Here is a 19,600-nt window from a genome sequence, read left to right on the forward strand (position 1 = left end):
ACGACATCATCATGCAGTACCTGGAATTACATTCCGCCAAATGATGCCACCGGCCTCAGCCGGTGTGTCATTCACTTGCGTTGCGCGCCGCGTTCATTTCATGCCAGGTTTCCTCAGGTTCTGTTTCGATGAAGCGCTTCGCGGCGTATGCGCGCGGAATAAGCTGCTATGGTCGGTGCACGAGACAGCATTTCCCTGTCGGATTGGCGTGGAGGAGGAGGCAACCGGATGACCCAGTCTGTCCCCGAGCGCAGGAGTAGAGGTCCCAAGAGGGGGCGCATTTTTCTTGCTGTGGTCATCCTTTCTGGGTTGGTCTGGTGGGCTTGGCCGCGCGTCGCTCCCCTGTTTGTTGGCGCATTTGACTTCGAAGACATAGAGACGGCCCCGGGTTTTCGGCGACTTGCAGCGGGCCAAGTGAGCGGTTTTCCCAACCCATTCATTGGGCTTGAGACTCTGGATCCCGTGGATTTGAGCGCAGAGGAGCGATCGGCTCGATCTGATATGTGTCGGGCTCTATTTGGTGGCGCTGTTGATGCCAGTGTCGTTCCGATTGCATCCTTTTCCGATTACAACTGCCCCTTTTGTCGTGTGTTGACTCAAGAGCTCGCGGATATTGAAGCGCGATCAGAGGGTAGCGTGCAAATAACATGGCACGAATGGCCATTGCTTGGACCGACATCTGTCTTTTCCGCCCGCGCGGCAATCGCCGCGGACATGCAAGGTTTTTATGCGGCATTTCATAAACGCTTGATGCGCGGGCGCTTCGTTCCGACGGAAAGTTATTTAAGCATCATTGCAGAGGACATTGGCGCGGATCCGGAAAGATTGCTGGCCGACATGAATGGGTCGGACGTCACAGCACGCTTGCGCAACACGGAAGCTTTGGCTCGGATTTTTGGATTTTTTGGTACGCCTGCCTTGGTCGTTGGTCGCACCGTCGTGATTGGTTCGGTCTCCGAAGCAACCCTCACAGCTCTTATTGAGGAAGAACGCCGGAATGGCCCGGCGCCCGCGTGCAGGACGTGAGAGGGACAGCCGCTGAATAAGAACGCGGGGCGAAACGCCGATAGACGTAAGCGGTGCTTTGGCCCCAAGTTATCAGTTGATTGATTTCTTTTTCTGCTTCCAGCGTTTGGCGAGTTTGAGAACGCCGAGGTGGAGTTCGTCGACAGCTGGCGTGTTGGGGTCGAATATGCCGCCGTACCAGTCTTTGAGCTCAGCGTGTTCAGGGTGTTTTGGGTCAGCCATGGCGGAGACGAACATCTCGTAGCCTGGCGGTCCTCCGATATCCTCAGGCGGGCATGAACCGGCAATTTCGGTTAATCTCGGATAGAGCTGGCCGGGCTCGGCCTCACGGGTCTGGCCCAATTCAATACGATGTTCCCAATCGTCTCCGAAGTCATAAAGGTAGGTTAAACCGGCTTCACCGGCCTTTGCGACTGCCTGATCCAGTGTGGTTTTGTCTGCGGGCAAATCTTCAGGGCTATCGACGAAGTCGGGTGCGACCCAGCGTTCAGCGCCCCATTGATAGGGTTCGCCAATGCAGAACTGATACAGGTGGGCGTTCTGCCAGCCCATGGCAGCTTGGATCGTCAGATGCAGGCGGTCGAGGCGGATATCGGCAGGCACCTGCAAGCTGCGCGTTACCGCAGGCTCGATATATTCAAGCGTTATCTTCAACTCGATAATGCGCATGGCCCTGTTCTCCTGTCAGCCCATTTGACGCTGAACCGGATGCATCATGCATCATCCAGTGAACTGCAAGGAAAAAACTGGGGCTCCTTCACATCGCGCTCCGATGCTCACGCATGCAAGACTCTGGTTTCAAACGCTTTCAAGGATAGACGAGCCGAACCACCGTATGAAATAGGGTCAATGGCAAGATCAGGAAAGAACTCGTAAAGATCAGCCTTTGCCTCATCTGAGAGAATTTGCATGCCCAAAGTACCTGGATGGAAACTCTCGCTTTCAATGCACTCTGCGAAAACGATCTCATGCTGGTCGAACAGCATGTGGAAGTACTCGACGGAAGAGAGTTCGATGATTTCGATGCCTTGACGCTCAAAAAGATGCTTGGCTGGGATCAAGACTTCGGGCTCCCCAAAAATCAGTTCAATTTCCGCTTCCGAAAAGACCATGCGGTGCTGCTGCGAGATCCACAGAACTTGCGCGTTCCCCATCGGTTCTAGCAGTTTGGTGAGAGGGCTGTTTGCGATCTGTTAGGTTAATTCTAGCTTTGTCAGACGTCAGTCTGCGCCAAGCCATGCGGCTACATAGATAGTCACACCTAGAGATTATACGTGGTTCCAGTTGTCAAAGCATCGAAGAGGGTGTTGCGAACCAAAAGCCTTAGCGTTTGGATACGTCAACAACTTGCTTTTTCCGTTTCTGCTTAGCTCTGTCGTTTAGCAGGTAATCGACCTCATGTGTCGCAGTCTCAGCCCGCTGTGCTTTCATGCTCTGCAATTGTACCGGTCCACCGACCGACACACGCGCTAACTTTTCAAGCCCTGAGTCATCCAGGGAGAGGTGCCACTCCAAATGACTCTGGATACTGGTTTCGATACTTTTGGTTGTTGGTGGGTTCACAGAATTGGTTGCAACCAAGAGTGTATTTTTGTCGGCATAGGCCATGACAGTTTGGCCAGCTCCAAAACAATCGACCGTGGCCGCTGCAAGATCTTCGAAGAGTAACATCAATTGCTCTTCGGACGCCTCTGCCTGAATAGAGTCAACGCCATCAATTCTGACACCAAACACACGCACATTGGCCACTTCTCTGCGAGGAAGTTGCGTCAGATAACTTAAAAATGCGGCGTGATCTATGAGGCTATTCCTGCCAAGGGAATAGAGCGCTTCTGGGAGTTTAGAACCTTGGTCGGGGATGGGATTGCGTTCAGCAAACGGCATGTTTTCGAAACCGAGATGCGCGAGGTCGCGCTTCGTCTGGATCATTCTTAGCGTTGATCGCAGCCGGGTCTCCAGTTCTTCGATATCGAACGGTTTTGTCAGATAATCATTGGCACCGGACCGATAGGCTTCCCCCATGTTCTGCATGTCCCGTTTTCCGGTCAGCATGATAATTGGTGTCTGGCGGTACTCTGCGATCTGTCGGACGCGCCCACAGAGTTCAATGCCATCCATGCCGGGCATGTTGATATCCAGCAGAATGCAATCGAAATTCTTTTTGGTGTCCGCCAAAATTTTGAGCGCTTCCTCACCAAATGCGGCGGTAGTGGTTTCAGAAAAACCCGCTTTCTCAGAGATTATTGGGACGAGATCCAAGATGAACGGATCATCATCGACCACAAGGGCGCGTATTGGGGTTTCCGCGCTCCCGCTGAATTTGTCGACAGGGACGAAATCCTTTTGTCGGTTTTGTTCAGGCGTGGCGGAGGAGGTTTTGCTTTGATTGATAAGAGTGCCCACCAGCATTCTCGTAAGAGGCACCATAATCAGTGTCACCGTAGCGACCATTGTGTAGGCGCCGAAAGCCAACGGCAAAGAGGTCCCGAGAAGAAGGGACACAATAAACGCGGTCAAACCCGCAAAAATGGCGACTAGAAGGTACCCGATGATCATACCTGCGTCCTTGCCCGCGTCCGCATCAAAAACAAGGATCCTGGCAGAGACTGAGAAAACTGCGCATTGCGCCAATATCTCGTCTGTGCTGGCCCTTTTTCCTTTTGAAGCTTGACAGTGATTACATAATGCCAACCTTCTGCAACCTCATGGCGAAAATGAGGCATCAGTCGACAAATTTGGTGACCAATGTTGTCTTTGCGCAGCAGAACCAAAGAGATTTGTTCTCACTTTACGGCGTTGAAGGAAGGCCAGGAGGCACCGTCCTCACGCTTGGGCTCTCTGACGGAAGGGGCCGAAGCGTTCTGCGTTTATGCGGTGGTCCTTGGTGCTGAGCGATTGTGTAGGGCGCGTCTGGATATTCGGGTGCCGTTACGCAAAACGAATTACTTGCTTGCACCCCGGGGCCATCTCCACAAAAATGCTTCAATCATAAAACAACGGGGAAAAACCATGAGAACCACAACGACGCTGCTTTCAGCAGCTCTTCTTCTTTCCACCACAACCTTGGCCAGCGCAGAGACGCTGCGATGGGCCCGAGCGGGCGATGCGCTCACGCTGGATCCGCATGCGCAGAATGAGGGACCAACATCCGCGTTGGCGCACCAGATCATGGAACCGCTGGTGATGCGCGACATGGAGGGCACCATTGTTCCGGCCCTTGCGACTGAGTGGGCGCCGTCGGAAGAAAACCCGAACGTCTGGGTCTTCAAACTGCGTGAAGGCGTGACCTTCCACGACGGCGCGGCATTCGATTCATCCGACGTCAAGTTCAGCCTAGACCGCGCGATGAGCACGGACTCTGACTACAAGGAGTTGCTCGCCTCCGTGAAAGAGGTGCGCGCGCCGGATGCCTATACGATCGAGATCGAGACCAATGGTCCGAACCCGATCATGCCGAACAACCTGACCAATCTTTTCATCATGGATCAGGACTGGGCCGAGGCGAACAATGCCGTGAAGGTGCAGGATTATGAGGGGGGCGAGGATACTTTTGCGGCCAAGAACGCCAATGGCACCGGTGCGTATAAGCTGGTCAGCCGTGAGCCTGACGTGAAGACGGTCCTTACGATCAACGAGAACTACTGGGGCAAAGACGAGTTCCCCATGGAAGTGACTGAGATCATCTATACGCCCATCCAGAACGCTGCGACTCGTGTGGCGGCACTCCTGTCGGGTGAGGTTGATTTCATCCAGGACGTACCGGTGCAGGACCTTTCCCGTGTGGCTGACACCGACGGGTTGGACGTGCGCACCGCGCCGCAGAACCGGGTGATCTTTTTTGGCATGAACATGGGCGACGCGGATCTGGCCAATGATAATGTCGAAGGAAAGAACCCCTTTGCCGATGTGCGTGTCCGTCGCGCGGTGAACATGGCGATCAACCGCGACGCGATCAAACAGGTTGTGATGCGTGGGCAGTCGGCTCCCGCTGGCATGATCGCGCCGCCTTTTGTGAACGGCTGGAATGAAGAGATGGACAGCTCATCCAAGACCGACATTGACGCTGCCAAAGCGCTGATGGCTGAGGCTGGCTATGGTGATGGCTTCTCTATCCAACTTGACTGCCCGAACGATCGATACATCAACGATGAGGCGATCTGTCAGGCGGCGGTAGGCATGCTGGCCCAGATTGGGGTGACCGTAAATCTCGATGCCAAACCGAAGGCGCAGCACTTCCCGCTCATCAATACGCTTGAGACGGATTTCTACATGCTGGGCTGGGGTGTGCCGACCTACGACTCCGAGTACATCTTCAATTTCCTCGTGCACTCGCGGGATGACAAGTATGGCTCCTGGAACGGCACGCGGTATTCGAACCCTGATTTGGATGCCAAGATTGAGGCCCTGGCTTCTGAGACCGACCTGGAAAAGCGCAACGGCATGATCAATGAGATCTGGCAAGTCGTTCAGGAAGAGGCGCTTTATGTGCCGATCCACCACCAGGTGTTGAACTGGGGCATGAAGTCCGGCGTCGATACCATTGTGGCTGCGGACGACACGGCGAAGTTCAAGTATTTTAAGATGAACTGATCGGGTTCACTTGAGCTGAGAAAGCCCCGGCAACTGCCGGGGCTTTTTTGCATGTTCGTGTTGGTGTGACGTGGTTTAAAAAGTCTGCGTGACTTCCACGCGAGATGAAGAAAGCGCCGACTGGCCCCAGGGCCTCACAGGTGCATTTGGTTCTGTGACTGACCAAAGACATTGGCGGGAACACTTTCGATAGAACGCCACAGCACTGAGACGCACAAGCTGAACCGGCTTTAATTTCTATGTGTTCTCATTGGATGCTCGTGGTTTGCGAGCGAGAACAGCGATGCCTCGTTCGCACCGTGGATGGTTGCAGCAGCTGCAGTTTCAGCTGGGGTCCTCAGCCGAGCCTTGCGATCTGACTGCGCGGAAACGAGGTGCGCACCTTGCGGCCCATCAGATCAATCAGCACGCTGATCCGTTCCTGATCGGGAAGGCTTTCGATTGTGGTAACCAGCTCAGCAAAGGGACCAGCCAAAACCCGTATTTTATCTCCGATAGCGAGTTCTTCTGGAGGTAAGAGCACCCCGTTGGCATCACAACGTGCCATCAGACCTGCCATGAGGGCAGGGGGCAAGTGAACGGGCTTGCGTGGATCGTTGAGAACGAGGCGTGCCACGCCACGTGTGGAGTTGATCGCCGTCCAGCCGGTGCGATTGGGGTCAAAGCGTACAAAAATATATCCGGGGAACAGCGGCTTTCGGGCGGCGTGCCGGATACCGCCCCGCAAAGTTGAGGCATTGAACATGGGCGCGAAGGTTTCAAATTCTTGCCGCTCTAGATGTGTTACTGCGCGGCTCAGTCCTTGCGGCCGCAGCTGGGCCACAAACCAATCTGTGTAGGTTTCTTCTATCATGTGCCTCGTATCTACTCGTGGGTTCACGCTTTGAGCCGAAAAAGTGTTTCGCGCCGCAATCGTCGGAACGTCATTTTTGATCAAGCATACAAGTTAACTGTTCAAATGTGAACGTTTCTCTTGTCGGCCGGTCCGATTGTCGGATGTTCATGAGAACGATTTCCGGCTGGCACATGTAGGAACCAGATTCTTTGTTCCGGCTCCGGTTGCCCGCCCAGGCGCCGGACACGCCTGCTTGGGCCGATGCAACAGCAATTTAATTGATACCGTTAGGAGTCGTTGCCGCGCCTGAAGCGGTTTTGAAGCGGATTGTCATCGGATATCGTGGCCGCCCAATCTCATGGCATGTCGCCAAAGTGCTTCAGTGCTGTCCGCGCAACCTGATCGCCCCATTCCTGCACAAAATGCCCGGCCTCTTCCAAAATCATCGGCCCCGGGCAACCTCTTATGATTTCTCGAAGCTTGCTCATCACCGGAACGCCCAGAACCGGGTCCTGCGCGCCGATCGCCATGAAGCTTTCTCCCTGCCATTCAGTGTGCCAGAATTTTCGGGCCCGCTTTGCCGTTTCGATACCGTCCATCCCTGGCTCAATCATCACCAATTGGGGAAACCGGCGGACACCGGCCTTATACCGCTGATCGGGAAACGGCGCTTCGTAGGCCAGTGCTTCTGCCTCAGTCAAATGTGGGCAGGCCCGTTTCATGAGTGCGCTGCAATCCAGGTCCGGCCGACTGGCCACATAGTCTTTCCAGCCTTGAAAGCCTTCCCCGAGGCTTTCTCCCACCGGGAGTGCTGTATTCATGACGATCAAGCGAGAAAATCGGTCCCGCAGGTCCATTGGTAATGTCAGGCCTAGAATGCCGCCCCAGTCCTGCACCACCAAAGTTATATTTTGCAGGTCGAGCTTTTTGATAAAGGCAAGCATCATTTCGCGGTGGAAATCGAAGCTGTAAACGTCGTCATCAACAGGTTTGTCCGACCTTCCAAATCCCAGCCAGTCCGGCACGAGGACCCGCGCACCGGCGTCGGCAAAGACGGGTACCATGCGCCGATACAAGTAAGCCCAGGTCGGCTCTCCTGGCAGGCACAAGAATGTCCGCTGCGCTTTGACCGGACCTTCATCCAGGTAGTGTGCTCTTAGGCCCTCATAGCCTTTGAGGTCGTCGAGATAATTTGGCTTAAAAGCGTAGTCGGGTAGATTTTCGAAACGACTGTCAGGAGTTCTCAGTACATCCATGAAATTGGCACGTCTTTCAGCTGATGGAAGGGGCATCATGTCTGACAGGGCTCGCGCAAGCAATCTTTCTATGCGCGTTTACCTTTCGTCCCGTCGCGCTGAACTGGACGCCGGGCACGCCGATGTCTGCTACCAACCGAATATGTTGGCAAACGCCGTGCGCCCAAGTTCTACGAGAATTTCAGAACGTTGTGCTGCAAGAGGACAAGTGGCCAAAAAAGGTTCCCAAGATGGGATATCGATGGGTTGGTATTGAGCCATATTGGCAATTTGGCTCAAGCACCGTGTCATTCACTCTGCGCAGTGTTTTGGACCAGACGGCAGACGATTAGGCGGGCACCGAAAACTATTGATCCCACCTGATTTTGAACGCGAGCATTTCACGCCTGGTAAGGGGTGCGGGCTTTTCACCTATAGGAACATCCGGATCGCCACGTTGATCTGTTATGACGCTGAGTTTCCGGAAACCGCGCGTCATGTATCTGCTATGGGGCACAGCTGATACTGGTACCGACTGCGCTTGGGAAGCAATGGGAGTGGGTGTCTCATCGGATGATCCCAACGCGTGCCTATGAAAACGATGTTTATCTCGCCTATGCCAACAGTGCGGGTAAAGAGCATGGGCTGGAGTTTTTAGGTCAGAGCTTCATCGCCGCTCCAGACGGTCGTGAACTGGCCCGTTCCGGTGCGCAAACGGAGGTCATCTACGGCACGCTGGAGACTGCTAAGATCTCCGCGGCCCAATCCCGGCTTCCTTACTTGTCGGATCGAAAATCTTTGGGCGCGGGTATTCGTTAACTCTCTTTCAGTGGCTGCTCCAACCGCTCAGCGGATTCTAATGCCGATCACGGATAATGGCTGTTCGTCGCCCAAAGAGGACTTAGCAGCGGTTTGTAACGAACGATCGCTCCGAAATAGAGTGATGGCTTCGCGAACAACATTTCAAAGGGATACCTGTGCCAAAAGCAATTTTTCTTACACAGTTGGCGACATTATGACAGGCTATCCCCCCTGCTGATGTTTCCTCGGCGCAGTGTAGCAGAGATTAGGTCGACGCATATGGGATTGTGAGTAGTTGGGGCGGGGATCGGACGTACTGGCACGATGTCTCTGAAACTTGCTCTGGAACGGCTTGGTTTTGGGCGATGCCATGACATGATCGAAGTTCTGGACAACATGTCGTCGCAACTGCCGTTGTCGCAGGCGGCCGTGGCCGGACGACTGGATTAGAACGCGATCTACGCAGGTTTTCAAAGTGCCGTCGACTGGCCCTCGGCGGGGTTCTGCAAGGAGTTGCACGCAGCCTACCCGGAGGCGAAGTTCGTTCTGGGCTACCGCAGTCCGAAGAGCTGGGCCGATAGCTTTTCGCATATGATTTACCTGGCTCTGTCGGACATTGACAAGGCACCTGAAGAGCAGCGAGGCTGGCTCCGTATGGTCAACGAAGTCCTTGTTCAGAAATGTAAGATCATGGCAATCTATCGCTATTTGGAAAAACACAAAGCGGATGTTAACTATTCTGACAACGAAATCTAACGTTTATCCCTTTGAAAGTAGTGGTCTTTGGGCTTTAAAGGCCTGAAGATCGCGCGATGATTTATCTCCACAAAATCTTACCATTACTAGCCAGCCCAATGTCATTGGTCATTTTTCTTTTGATCTGGGGGGCTGTCTGGAAAAGAACCGCGGTGAGTTTTGCAGGAATTATCCTCTTCGTCCTTTGTTCGCTTCCGATTATCTCTAACAAGCTTATTTCTAGCCTGGAACGTGGATACAGCCTTTCGTCACCAAGTGATGCTGAAAAGGCAGACGCCGTTGTTGTGTTGAGTGGAATGGTTCGCGCAATCGATGGAAAAGAGAAGCTACAGTACGAATGGAGCGAAGCGTCAGATCGCATCTTTTCTGGGATTGAGCTGGTTAAAGAAGGTAAGGCGCCTTATCTCATTTTGACGGGAGGCAAATTGCCATGGTCAGTTGGAGTGCCTGAAGGTCATTATCTTAAAGAAATTGCGAAACTTAACGGAATACCAGATAAAGAAATATTTGTGACCGAGAACGTTGAGAACACCGATCAAGAAGCAAGAGCCGTTGCGCAATTACTCAAACATAATTCACCCGAAGTAATTCTGGTCACTTCAGCCTTTCATATGCCAAGGGCGAAAATTGTTTTTGAAGCGGCGGGCATTGTTGTATTCCCTTTTCCGGTAGATTTCTTAACAAGTGCTCGAAAAACCACAGTGATGGATTTCATACCGTCGGCATCTTCTTTTCGAGACACCAGCTTTTTCGTGAGAGAAGTTATCGGAAGACTTTATTATACAATAAAATATTGATTCAGACGTTTTGAGTCCGTTCGGCCATAGCTGGCGCGGGCTGGACAGCCTTGCCTCAGGCACACCATGCGAGACCGTCTCAGAGCCATAGAGTTGATAGACCAGATCGGGGGGTGGAGGACTGTTGGTGGTATTGGTGTGCGCTAACTGCCTTCCTGATGCCTCATCCCGTCGCGTATGCTCAGGACCAATGCCTCCGCTAGATTTTCAGGAGACTGAAGAACCCGGCTGATACCAACGCGGCAAAGTTATACCATCCCAGTTCGTGAAACGGATGCCTACGGATGAGCTTCCAAGTAATAGGGTCCTTGTGCCTGTCCCACGTTTTCCCAGTCTTCATGTACGCAGGGAAAAGCCAGACCTGAGCTATCTTCGATCCGACCAACGTCATGATCCAGAGTACAGCTACCAAACCGACATTCACGAGAATTCGCCCAGATTGCTACGAGCCATCAGACCAGCAGCTAAGCAAATACCAGAAAGATATAGCCCAAAGGCTCTACTGTGTGAGCTAAGGTGACCTCAGTAATGCTGTGGCTACATAATGGGAGAATAACCCCGTCTACGGCTCATTTCCAGCTTTCGACAATCCTCTTGGGCATTCGGAATGACCGCAGAAGCTGTAGACGTTTGGTTTTCCAATCCTCCAGAGAAATGCTCAAGGAGTACCGTCACTATTCAATTCTTGAGCGCAGGAAGGCTTGGTCCCCCTCGCTTACCAAGGCAGCTTTTGGTGAAAGGACTCAGATGTGCGAGGGGGTCTGTGCAGCTGCACAGTAGCATTACTGTCAGCTACTCAATGGTTTAACGCAACCATTCTGTAAGTTGCCGTAGCGTAACCTTTGAGTGTCAATGCGTGAGAAAATGCTCCTCCATTGACCTCTGCATAGCCAACGGAGGAGCTGGGGGAGATACCCAACCACTCGCTTTTGCGAACAACAGGACAGCTAGGTACTGCTGCGAGTGGCACCCCCTTAGTCACGTTAACTACCATGTGAGCAAAGGAAAATAGGCTGATAGGTCACCTGTACTCAAAAAGCACCCCCAAGGTTCAACCGGAAGAACCAAGGGGGCTGAGAGGAAGTAACGTCAGCGGCTCCACCGTCATAGTCCATCTCTGAGGTGCCGGACATATGACCGTGAACGCCACTAAACAATGTCGTTGATACCGAAGGATTGTTTCTGCGTGTGGACTAATCCAAGGCCTTTTTGTGACGGGTATCCAGCGTTTGGTACTGCGCCTTGTAGGCTCCTTTGGCGAATCACCTACGCGTTCACCTCCGATTGGACCGTCGCAAAGAAATTCCCCCAAGGCTCAAGCGAATGGACCAAACGGACCTTCGCTGCAGCCCTTTAAACGGTTGGTTTCGATCATTTTTGCGCGCAACCCGCTTGTGCCTTGAACTTACGATGAACATTGTCGTCATTGCCTAAGCGCATTAAGGTCTCGCGACCGATCAAGATCTCGACAAATGGAGCGGAAGATGAGCCGACTTTTTCGTTCGGTTCTGCGGCATATTCTTGGTGTTCTTGTTTTCCTTCCCCTGCTGGTCGGTGCCATCGTTGTTCAGGCCGTTTTGGGCAATGGTGTCTTTCGGAACCAAACGGCCATCCCTGGCTTGATTTACAGAGCTTGCGGTTGGTTTCTAGGCGTACACTTTTCGTTGAACCCAATCAGCGCGCCGGTCTCAGAAGGCAACGTGACAATGTTCGTTGCGAACCATTTGGCGCGCTATGACTTTGTCGGGCTGCATCTGTTTCCCAATGCTGTCGTCATGGTAAATGCAAGAGTTTTCGAGATGCCGGTGTGGGGGTCGGTCATTAAGATTTTCGCGTCTTCATCTGGCTTTATCCCAACCAGGCAGAGCAAAGACGGAAAACACATGGAGCTGGATCAGCTTGCTCAGGCTGCACAGGAAGGGCGCAACGCATTTGTCTTTCCTGAGGGCATTCAAAGCGATGGTCGGCGCGTGTTGCGTTATAGTGAGGGCTCGGCCGAAATATTCTATGATAAAGAGCTGCTGGCCAAGTACCCCGCGCTCAGAACGGCCCAGCTTCAGCCGGTCGTTCTGAGAGTGAAAACGATTGATGGCGAAAATGTCATGGATCAACCCTCCAAGTGGGAACCATATGCACTCACGCATCAGCTCTCCAATCCCATCTTGGCGTTGTCGCGTCTCTTGACGACAGGGTCGGTCACGGTGGACACGCTGATCTGCCCGCCCCTTGATCCTCGGGAATTTGACACGGCTGCTGACCTGATTAACGCGGCACACGAGCTGACACGTTCTATAGTTGCGCCTGATCAAACTGAGGCACTGACGAGAAAGCAGTGGAAGGAACGGCTGTTGTCCCGGGATTTTTCTCTATAGGTGTGAGGCTGGGGGGTGGTATTTCTGTTGTGCGGGACAGAACGCAAATTGACGTCAGTCATGGGTAACTCGCGCTTTCGGCCTTTCGCCAACCTTGGAATGCGTAGCTACGAAAACCCGTTATCGAGTTCCTTTCCAGTGTTGCGATTTTGAAGTTTGCCTTGTGGCCATCCGTCGCGCGAAGCGCAAGCAATACCCGGCGGAAGAGAAGATTAGATCTACTTTTGACAGCTTGAAGTGCTCGCACCAGACCCTCAAGAACCGCATCCTGCTGGAAAACTCCTATCTGCCGGAGACTAGATGGCGCGCCTGCATTTGCGTTGGACTTCTGACCGGTTCCTGCGCCTGTTGTCCTTGGTGCCAAAGCCAACGGTCATGATGAAACGTCTTCGTCAATCAGGCCGTCTCGGCACCCGAGGCCACGTCGCGTCGGCTCCTGCGAAATGCGGTCATCGATTCATGGGGGACAGCGATCACTCTGGACTCGTTTCAGCCGTTGGCCGGGATTGACCTAAATGACGGCAACGTGGACAATGCTGAAGCTAGCGGAAAGGAACTTCGGCCAACCCTTAAGCAAGAAGCGTTACACCGGATTGCTACCCTTATGCGAGCCGAGCGATGAACCATTTTCGAGGGCAGTTGCAATCGAACCTGTCCAAGGCGAGGACTTGAGCTTCACTACCTTGATGCAGCCCGGACCAAACTGCAGGTTTACAATGACTTCTTAAGGGCTCCTCCGCATTGTGCGGAAGATGGGTGCCAGCTAAGGGGTATGCGTTTTCTTGCTAATCTCTGCTTTGGCGGACATGTGAGTGGTTTTTCAACCGTGGCAATGCAATCGCGAGAGATGCAAAACATCGCAAGGTATCGCTAATGAACAACGAGATTTCATCAACTGCTGACCGTAGGTTGCCAATCGACGAGACCGTTAACGCATTCGTCGCGTTCCTGTTTGCTGCGTCCGCACCAGTAGCGATCATACTAGGAGCTGGTGTGCGCGGGGGGTTAAGCGAGGCTGATCTTGCGTCTTGGATTTTTGCGGCTTTCGTTCTCAACGGTGCCCTGAGTGTTGGTATGTCTCTTGTTTATCGCCAGCCACTTGCGTTCTTCTGGACGATCCCGGGCACTGTCTTGGTTGGGAGTGCGCTTCAGTCGCTCAGTTTCGCTGAAGTCATTGGCGCCTATATCCTAACCGCTCTTCTCCTTCTGGTGCTCGGTCTGACGGGTTGGGTCAGAACTGCAATGGATCGCTTGCCTATGCCGATTGTCATGGGAATGGTTGCAGGGGTCTTCGTGGAATTCGGATTGGACTGGATCCGCTCATTCCAATCCGATTTTGTCTTGGTTGCCGCGATGACCGCGACTTTCGTAGGTCTTACGGCGTTTCCGAAACTGCAAAAAGTTCTTCCACCTATGATCGGGGTCTTGATTGTCGGACTTCTGGTACTTTCAAGCCAGAGATCTGGTGATTTTGAGCTGCCCGTCGCCGGTAACTTATATGCATCGCCACAGTTCTATGTGCCGGTCTTTTCGCTTTCTGCGGCGCTGGAACTGGTGGTGCCCTTGGCAATAACCGTCATTGCGGCGCAGAATGCTCAGGGCATCGTGATCTTAAGGAATGCGGGCCACACTCCCCCGGTTAGTGCGATCACTACAGCATGCGGTGCCGCTTCACTTGTGACTGCGTTTCTCGGAAGTGTGTCGAGCTGCCTGACCGGCCCCTCGAACGCCATTCTCGTGTCGAGCGGCCGTACAGATCGGCATTGGCGCGCAGCGGTGATACTCGGTTGCTTTGCCATTCTGTTCGGTGTTTTCGCTCCACTTGTAACCAAACTGATGCTCGCTACGCCAGCCGCGTTCCTCAGCACGCTTGCTGGCCTTGCCTTACTTCGCACCCTGCAGTCGGCCTTTCAGTCCGCATTCGGACCCTCTTTCCCGATGGGGGCTTTGGTGGCCTTTCTGATCACACTTGCCGGAATTCCAATCATGAATATCGGTGCCCCGTTCTGGGGGCTGGTTTTTGGTGTCCTGGCAAGTCTGTTACTCGAGAGAAGGTCTTCGTAAAGCACTGCAGCGATGGTGCCGTGCCGCAAGGATCGCGCAAGATCCCCGGATTTGCAGACCCAATTACTCTACATTAATACGTTCGCTAAGGGCTCGGTCCGGTTTTTAGCTGCACTCAGCATCAAGATCCGCTAGGCGGACAGATCTGTCGGTGCATTGCGCGTCAATCGGCCTCGCGGTTGGATGACCGCCAGGAGGCCACAGGCGTCCCGTCACCGTGACACCTTAAGCGTGTTTTCTTTGATCTGATTGTAGTTCAGCGGATGATCGAACGACCGTTCTTGGCGTGGCCCCACCTCATCCGCGGGCCCTTTTTGCAACATCTCGCGCTCTGGTCTGCGCTATTGACGCTCATGAATATGACTGCTTGACAGGACGAACGCCATGGATGCTGCCTCGCAGCTCCTTGGCATCACGGTTTCTGCATGCGCTTATGCAATAGGGTGAACATGCACATTTCAGGTCCTCAGCACAGCGTCTACGCCCGCGTTGCCAAACAAATCGTTGAGCGATACGAATAAGGCACCGTCGTTTACGGTGCATTCGTCTGTGGCGCTCTTAGGGACTTGAAGGCCTCCATATATGCATGAGCGGATTTCGTCTCGCGGGAAGGTCGCTCTCGTTCTTCAAGGAGGGGGTGCGCGAGGTGCCTACCAAGTTGGCGCTTTGAAGGCGATTGCGGAGATCACGCGCAAAAAAAGGTCACCGTTCGAGATTGTCTGCGGCGCGTCAGCCGGCGCCATCAATGCGGCACCTATCGCGGTGATGGCTCAAGATTTTCAGGTCGCAACGTGGCATCTTGAAAAACTCTGGCGGCAGCTTCGGTGCACCTCAATATACGAGACGCGGTCGCTGACACTTCTTATGGGGAGTGCTCGATGGGCCAGAAAGCTTGTGGCAGGTGCAGCAGGTCTCCAGACCATGGGGGGATTACTCGATTACCGTCCCTTGCGCGACCTGCTCGAGAAAGAGTTCAATCGACGTAGACTTGATCAAGCGATCCACAGCGGTGCGCTGCATGCCCTCTGCATTACAACATCAAGCTACAGCCAGAGCATTGCAGTCAGCTTCTTTGAAGGCAGTGAGAACATCTCAGACTGGCAGCGGGCCCGACGGGTTGGTCGACGCACCCGTTTAGAGCCAAAGCACCTTCTCGCATCCTCCGCCTTATCTTTTGCCTTTGCGCCAGTGGAGATCGGAGGGGAATTCTATGGTGATGGGTCCCTGCGCTCGACGTCCCCGCTTTCTCCGGCGATCCGGACCGGGGCAGATAAGATATTGGTGATCGGGACACGGGACGAATGGCACTGGAGTGCGCACGAGGGCCTCCCCACTGGCCCGCCAACTTTCGGTGATGTCGCTGGACATGCGCTTGATATTCTGTTTAACGACAACCTTGAGGCCGACGTTGAACGGATGCTTCGGATCAACGAAACGCTTGCGCTCATCCCTGAACATGTAAGGCACAAATCAAATCTGCGCCCAATCTCTTCTCGCTTACTTACGCCGAGCAGAGACCTGCGTGACCTCGCGAAGCAGCACGCGGATGATCTTCCTCGAACCATCCGCATGCTGATGAAACTCGTTGGAGCCTGGCACCATGACGGCAGATTGGAGAGCTATCTGATGTTTGAGCCGGCTTACGTGGGCGACCTCATTGACCTGGGCTATTCCGATACGATGAATCAGGCCGAAGACCTTATTGATTTTCTGGGATGAACGGCGGGGCGCAGGAGAGGCGCCCCGGCAAGTTTAACTTTGCAGGGCGTCTTGTAACACGCGCGCCAGAAGTCCCCGTCCTTCTTGATCTCCACGGTTCTCCTGAAGCTTCTGAAGATTTGCAGCGGCTAGGGCCGGCGTCTCGCCATCGCTTGCTCTTGGCAGGAGAGAAGGCAAATGACTGAATCATAGTGACAAATATCTTTCAGATGTCTGGCAAGATCACCAGCTGAGCAAGAAATTGCTCAGCTGTTTTTTTTTTTACAAAGGCCGCCCGATCCGTGAGACTTTGCCACCCAGGCGGAGGTGCGAGACCAAGAGGGGTGTTGATACCCAGCGATCGCCTCATAGGTTTCCTTATATCTGTCGGACGTCATCAGAGGATACCCCTCAGATAGGACTCATTAATTGCAAGGCGACTGAGGGGGGCGAATGATCATGATCCGTTCGTGGAGCCCTCTTCGGCTGACGCTGTGGCGGGCTACCAGTGAGAAAACCTTCCCTCTGGCGCGAAACCGACCAAATTTTGCCGAAGTGCCAAAGCAAGCCTGGGGCAGATCAAAATACGTGCTGACGGCACGGGAACAAAGTGATGGGCAGCAAGAGACGATGAGGCGGATACTTCAAATTACCAAGAGATATGGTTCCGTCTTTTCATCATATGCAGCCCTTTTGGCCTTCATATTCTGCGCCAATCTCTCGTTGATCAGTGCCGCATCGGCGAAAAGCTTTCTAACAGCAAGGAATTTCACGGCGCCGCCTGTTGGCGCAACAGGTCTTTGCAGCACCTATCCCTGGGCCTGCTCCGCAAAGAGTCATGGCAATGCCCTGGCATTTAGTGACTTAAGGCGGGTGAATAGGGCCATTAACCAAAGAATTTTTCAAATCAACGACGATGAACAGTATGGGATACCTGAGAAGTGGACGCTGCCTTCGAGGCGCGGCGGTGACTGTGAGGACATCGCGCTCCTTAAGAAATACGAGCTGATCCGACGCGGCGTAGCTCCAAATAAGCTGCTCCTTGCAACGACCTTAGATAAGAAGCTGCGTCCGCACGCTGTCTTGGTCTTTCGTTCCGATCATGGTGATCTCGTTCTGGACAATGCGCATAACAAGATCCTGGCCTGGGCAGATACGGGCTACACTTTTCTACGTATGCAAGACCCGCGCAATCCTCGACGGTGGCAGGCTTTGCTGCGGGGGGGCGTGGCAGAGGCGCGCGCAGGGCTCAAGCGGTCGCGGAGAATGGCGCAGGTTTCTCAATTTACGGGCGCAAGAAGCCAGATCAGCCCTTACAAGAACGGACCTGCGATCGATAGATAGCGACTAGAGCATCGTCCCTGAAATCTGAATCGGCTGGATTCCCACGGGACCATTTTTGTGATTCACCATATTTGGAGGTGGATCATGGGCAAATCGCTATCATTGGATATTCGAGAGAGGGTCGTCGCGTTGGTGGACGAAGGCCTGTCTTGCCATGAAGCCGCGCGGCGTTTGCGGATATCGGCTGCAAGCGCGGTACGGGTCATGCAGCGCAAGAAGCAAACGGGTGGCGTCAAAGCCGCGCCGCAGGGCCGTCCACGACGTAGCAAGTTGGATGCGGTTTCAGACTGGTTGAAGAGGCAGGTTGAAGCGCAGCCTGATATCACCATGCCGGAACTGGCCGAGGCTCTGGGTGCGGAACACGGCCTGAGTGCAACCCCGGCCATGCTGTCGCGCCATCTGATCCATCGCCTTGGCTTCACATATAAAAAAATCGCTGATTGCGACGGAGAGGCTGCGCAAGAGGGTTCGCGCCGCACGATACGAGTGGCACCACCGGCGGATGCCGAGGATGCGCCTTGAGCCACATCGGCTCGTGTTCATTGATGAAACGGCTGTGACCACGAAGATGACCCGCCTGCGGGGCAGATCAGCGTGCGGGACCCGTTTGGAGGCTGACGCTCCCTTCGGTCATTGGTGCACCCAGACATTCATTGCCGGATTGCGCGTCGATGAATTGACCGCGCCCTGGGTTCTGGATGGCCCCATGAACCGGACCGCCTTTGATACCTACATCGAGACCCAGCTCGCTCCCACCCTGCAACCCGGTGACGTGGTCATCGCCGACAACCTATCATCGCACAAATCCGCCCGCGCTCAGAATTGCCTGAAGGCGCAGGGCAACTGGATGCTCTTCCTGCCGCCCTACAGTCCCGATTTGAACCCCATCGAGATGGCATACTCCAAACTCAAGGCCCATCTGCGACGGCTCAAAGCCCGGACATTCGACGCTCTGTTCCAATCCGTTGCCCAAACCTGCGACCTGTTCCCTCCGGAGCAGTGCCGAAACTTCTTCAGGGCTGCCGGATATGTTGCAGATTAAATGGACGCCGCTCTAGGTTTCTATTGCACTGAAAAATGAGCCGCCGCTGCTCTGCCCATTTCTACGATGGACGGCGCGCTGATTGATGTTGAGATAGGTCTCAAAAGCCCTGGCGTACGTCTGCGTTTTTGCCGCAGGACCTATTTTCTTGGGGCATTCCGAACCGATGGTCATTGAGGAACAGGTTCCAAAGGTATGACGTTCGATTTCAATCTATTGTTTTGTGATTGTGTCAAAGCCGAACTCTTGTTGCCTTGAACAGAAAAGAGGTGCCTCGATAGACGCACCTCTTCCTGGGGACTGGAATGACTTGGCTTTATCTGTCGCCGCCGAAGCCTGCAGAGGCACCTTGACCGCCAGAACCATTGTCCCCGTTGCTGCCCTGGTTCCCATTGTCATTGCTGTTGCCAGGGCCGGTGTTATGACCGTCGGGGTTTCCGCTAGTGGCTCCGGCATTTTCGGCATTGTTATTTGAGGCTGAGCCACCGGGCGCGGTCTGATCCCCATTTCCAAAGCCATTGTTCCCTTGGGGGCCGCCGTTGTTGCCGCCGCCGTTGTTGCCGCCGCCGTTATTGCCGCCGCTGTTGTCGCCGCCGCTGTTCTCGCCGCCGTTATTATCGCCGCCGTTGTTGTCGCCGCCGTTATTGTCGCCGCCGTTGTTGTCGCCGCCGTTGTTGTCGCCGCCGCCGTTATTGCCGCCGTTGTTGTCGCCGCCGCTGTTGTCGCCGCCGTTGTTGTCGCCGCCGCTGTTCTCGCCGCCGTTGTTCTCGCCGCCGCTGTTGTCGCCGCCGTTATTGCCGCCGCCGTTATTGTCGCCGCCGTTGTTGTCGCCGCCGTTGTTGTCGCCGCCGCTGTTCTCGCCGCCGTTGTTGCCGCCGCCGTTATTGCCGTCGCCGTTGTTGCCGTCGCCGTTATTGTCGCCGCCGTTATTGCCGCCGCCGTTATTGCCGCCGCCGTTATTGCCGCCGCCGTTGTTCTCGCCGCCGCTGTTGTCGCCGCCGTTGTTCTCGCCGCCGTTATTATCGCCGCCGTTGTTATCG

The 19,600-nt window shown here is 54.2% G+C and carries 14 protein-coding genes and 3 pseudogenes; 10 read left to right on the forward strand and 7 right to left on the reverse strand.

Annotated features, from left to right (window positions below):
• Positions 1-228 precede the first annotated feature (228 nt).
• On the forward strand, positions 229-1,026 hold the full coding sequence (locus AB2B41_RS21375; RefSeq protein WP_367879864.1) for a DsbA family protein: 798 nt from the start codon (positions 229-231) through the stop codon (positions 1,024-1,026).
• A gap of 72 nt (positions 1,027-1,098) precedes the next feature.
• Here AB2B41_RS21375 and AB2B41_RS21380 read toward each other — a convergent pair whose 3' ends face one another.
• The 3 genes from AB2B41_RS21380 to AB2B41_RS21390 all read right to left on the reverse strand — a co-directional run bounded on the left by AB2B41_RS21380 (position 1,099) and on the right by AB2B41_RS21390 (position 3,582).
• Entirely contained in the window at positions 1,099-1,695 is a 597-nt protein-coding gene (locus AB2B41_RS21380; protein ID WP_367879865.1) for a plasmid pRiA4b ORF-3 family protein, read from the reverse strand.
• A 107-nt stretch (positions 1,696-1,802) separates the two neighbouring features.
• Positions 1,803-2,180, reverse strand: a complete 378-nt coding sequence (locus tag AB2B41_RS21385; RefSeq protein WP_367879866.1) for a Hint domain-containing protein — start codon at positions 2,178-2,180, stop codon at positions 1,803-1,805.
• Positions 2,181-2,349: 169 nt separating this feature from the next.
• On the reverse strand, positions 2,350-3,582 hold the full coding sequence (locus AB2B41_RS21390) for a response regulator (protein WP_367879867.1): 1,233 nt from the start codon (positions 3,580-3,582) through the stop codon (positions 2,350-2,352).
• Positions 3,583-4,035: 453 nt separating this feature from the next.
• Here AB2B41_RS21390 and AB2B41_RS21395 point away from each other — a divergent pair, with 453 nt between their 5' ends.
• Positions 4,036-5,616 (forward strand): ABC transporter substrate-binding protein, encoded by a 1,581-nt coding sequence (locus tag AB2B41_RS21395; protein ID WP_367879877.1) that lies wholly within the window; start codon positions 4,036-4,038, stop codon positions 5,614-5,616.
• Positions 5,617-5,953: 337 nt separating this feature from the next.
• Here the strand turns inward: AB2B41_RS21395 and nusG are convergent, their stop codons facing one another.
• Positions 5,954-6,469 carry a transcription termination/antitermination protein NusG gene (gene nusG, locus AB2B41_RS21400; RefSeq protein WP_367879868.1) on the reverse strand — a complete coding sequence of 172 codons (516 nt, stop codon included), beginning with the start codon at positions 6,467-6,469 and terminating at the stop codon, positions 5,954-5,956.
• A 338-nt stretch (positions 6,470-6,807) separates the two neighbouring features.
• Positions 6,808-7,707 (reverse strand): haloalkane dehalogenase, encoded by a 900-nt coding sequence (locus AB2B41_RS21405; protein WP_367879869.1) that lies wholly within the window; start codon positions 7,705-7,707, stop codon positions 6,808-6,810.
• A 262-nt stretch (positions 7,708-7,969) separates the two neighbouring features.
• On the opposite strand from AB2B41_RS21405, the pseudogene AB2B41_RS21410 reads away from it, so the two are divergent.
• From AB2B41_RS21410 to AB2B41_RS21445, 8 genes and pseudogenes are all read left to right on the forward strand, one after another.
• Positions 7,970-8,505, forward strand: a pseudogene (locus tag AB2B41_RS21410) (nitrilase-related carbon-nitrogen hydrolase).
• 285 nt (positions 8,506-8,790) lie between these two features.
• Positions 8,791-9,243 (forward strand): annotated as a pseudogene (locus tag AB2B41_RS21415) (sulfotransferase family protein); the annotation flags it as partial.
• Between the two features lie 56 nt (positions 9,244-9,299).
• The gene (locus AB2B41_RS21420) at positions 9,300-10,040 is read left to right on the forward strand and encodes a YdcF family protein (RefSeq protein ID WP_367879870.1); all 741 of its coding nucleotides are present in this window, start codon (positions 9,300-9,302) and stop codon (positions 10,038-10,040) included.
• A gap of 1,484 nt (positions 10,041-11,524) precedes the next feature.
• A complete protein-coding gene (locus tag AB2B41_RS21425) occupies positions 11,525-12,412 on the forward strand; it encodes a lysophospholipid acyltransferase family protein (protein ID WP_367879871.1) in 888 nt (295 codons plus the stop codon).
• Positions 12,413-13,285: 873 nt separating this feature from the next.
• Positions 13,286-14,476, forward strand: a complete 1,191-nt coding sequence (locus AB2B41_RS21430; RefSeq protein WP_367879872.1) for a benzoate/H(+) symporter BenE family transporter — start codon at positions 13,286-13,288, stop codon at positions 14,474-14,476.
• A 582-nt stretch (positions 14,477-15,058) separates the two neighbouring features.
• A complete protein-coding gene (locus AB2B41_RS21435) occupies positions 15,059-16,195 on the forward strand; it encodes a patatin-like phospholipase family protein (RefSeq protein ID WP_367879873.1) in 1,137 nt (378 codons plus the stop codon).
• Positions 16,196-16,627: 432 nt separating this feature from the next.
• The gene (locus AB2B41_RS21440; protein ID WP_367879874.1) at positions 16,628-17,518 is read left to right on the forward strand and encodes a transglutaminase-like cysteine peptidase; all 891 of its coding nucleotides are present in this window, start codon (positions 16,628-16,630) and stop codon (positions 17,516-17,518) included.
• 84 nt (positions 17,519-17,602) lie between these two features.
• Positions 17,603-18,560, forward strand: a protein-coding gene (locus AB2B41_RS21445) for an IS630 family transposase (protein ID WP_367879875.1) whose coding sequence is annotated in 2 segments (ribosomal slippage) — positions 17,603-17,944 and positions 17,946-18,560 — 957 coding nt in all. Because the reading frame shifts where the segments join, the coding sequence is not laid out codon by codon here.
• A gap of 12 nt (positions 18,561-18,572) precedes the next feature.
• Here AB2B41_RS21445 and AB2B41_RS21450 read toward each other — a convergent pair.
• Both AB2B41_RS21450 and AB2B41_RS21455 read right to left on the reverse strand, forming a co-directional pair.
• Positions 18,573-18,734 (reverse strand): hypothetical protein, encoded by a 162-nt coding sequence (locus AB2B41_RS21450; RefSeq protein WP_367879876.1) that lies wholly within the window; start codon positions 18,732-18,734, stop codon positions 18,573-18,575.
• A 142-nt stretch (positions 18,735-18,876) separates the two neighbouring features.
• Positions 18,877-19,600: pseudogene (locus AB2B41_RS21455) on the reverse strand (hypothetical protein); the annotation flags it as partial.

Origin of the sequence: Sulfitobacter sediminis, from assembly GCF_040811725.1 — a bacterium.
GTDB classification, from domain to species: Bacteria; Pseudomonadota; Alphaproteobacteria; order Rhodobacterales; family Rhodobacteraceae; genus Sulfitobacter; species Sulfitobacter sediminis.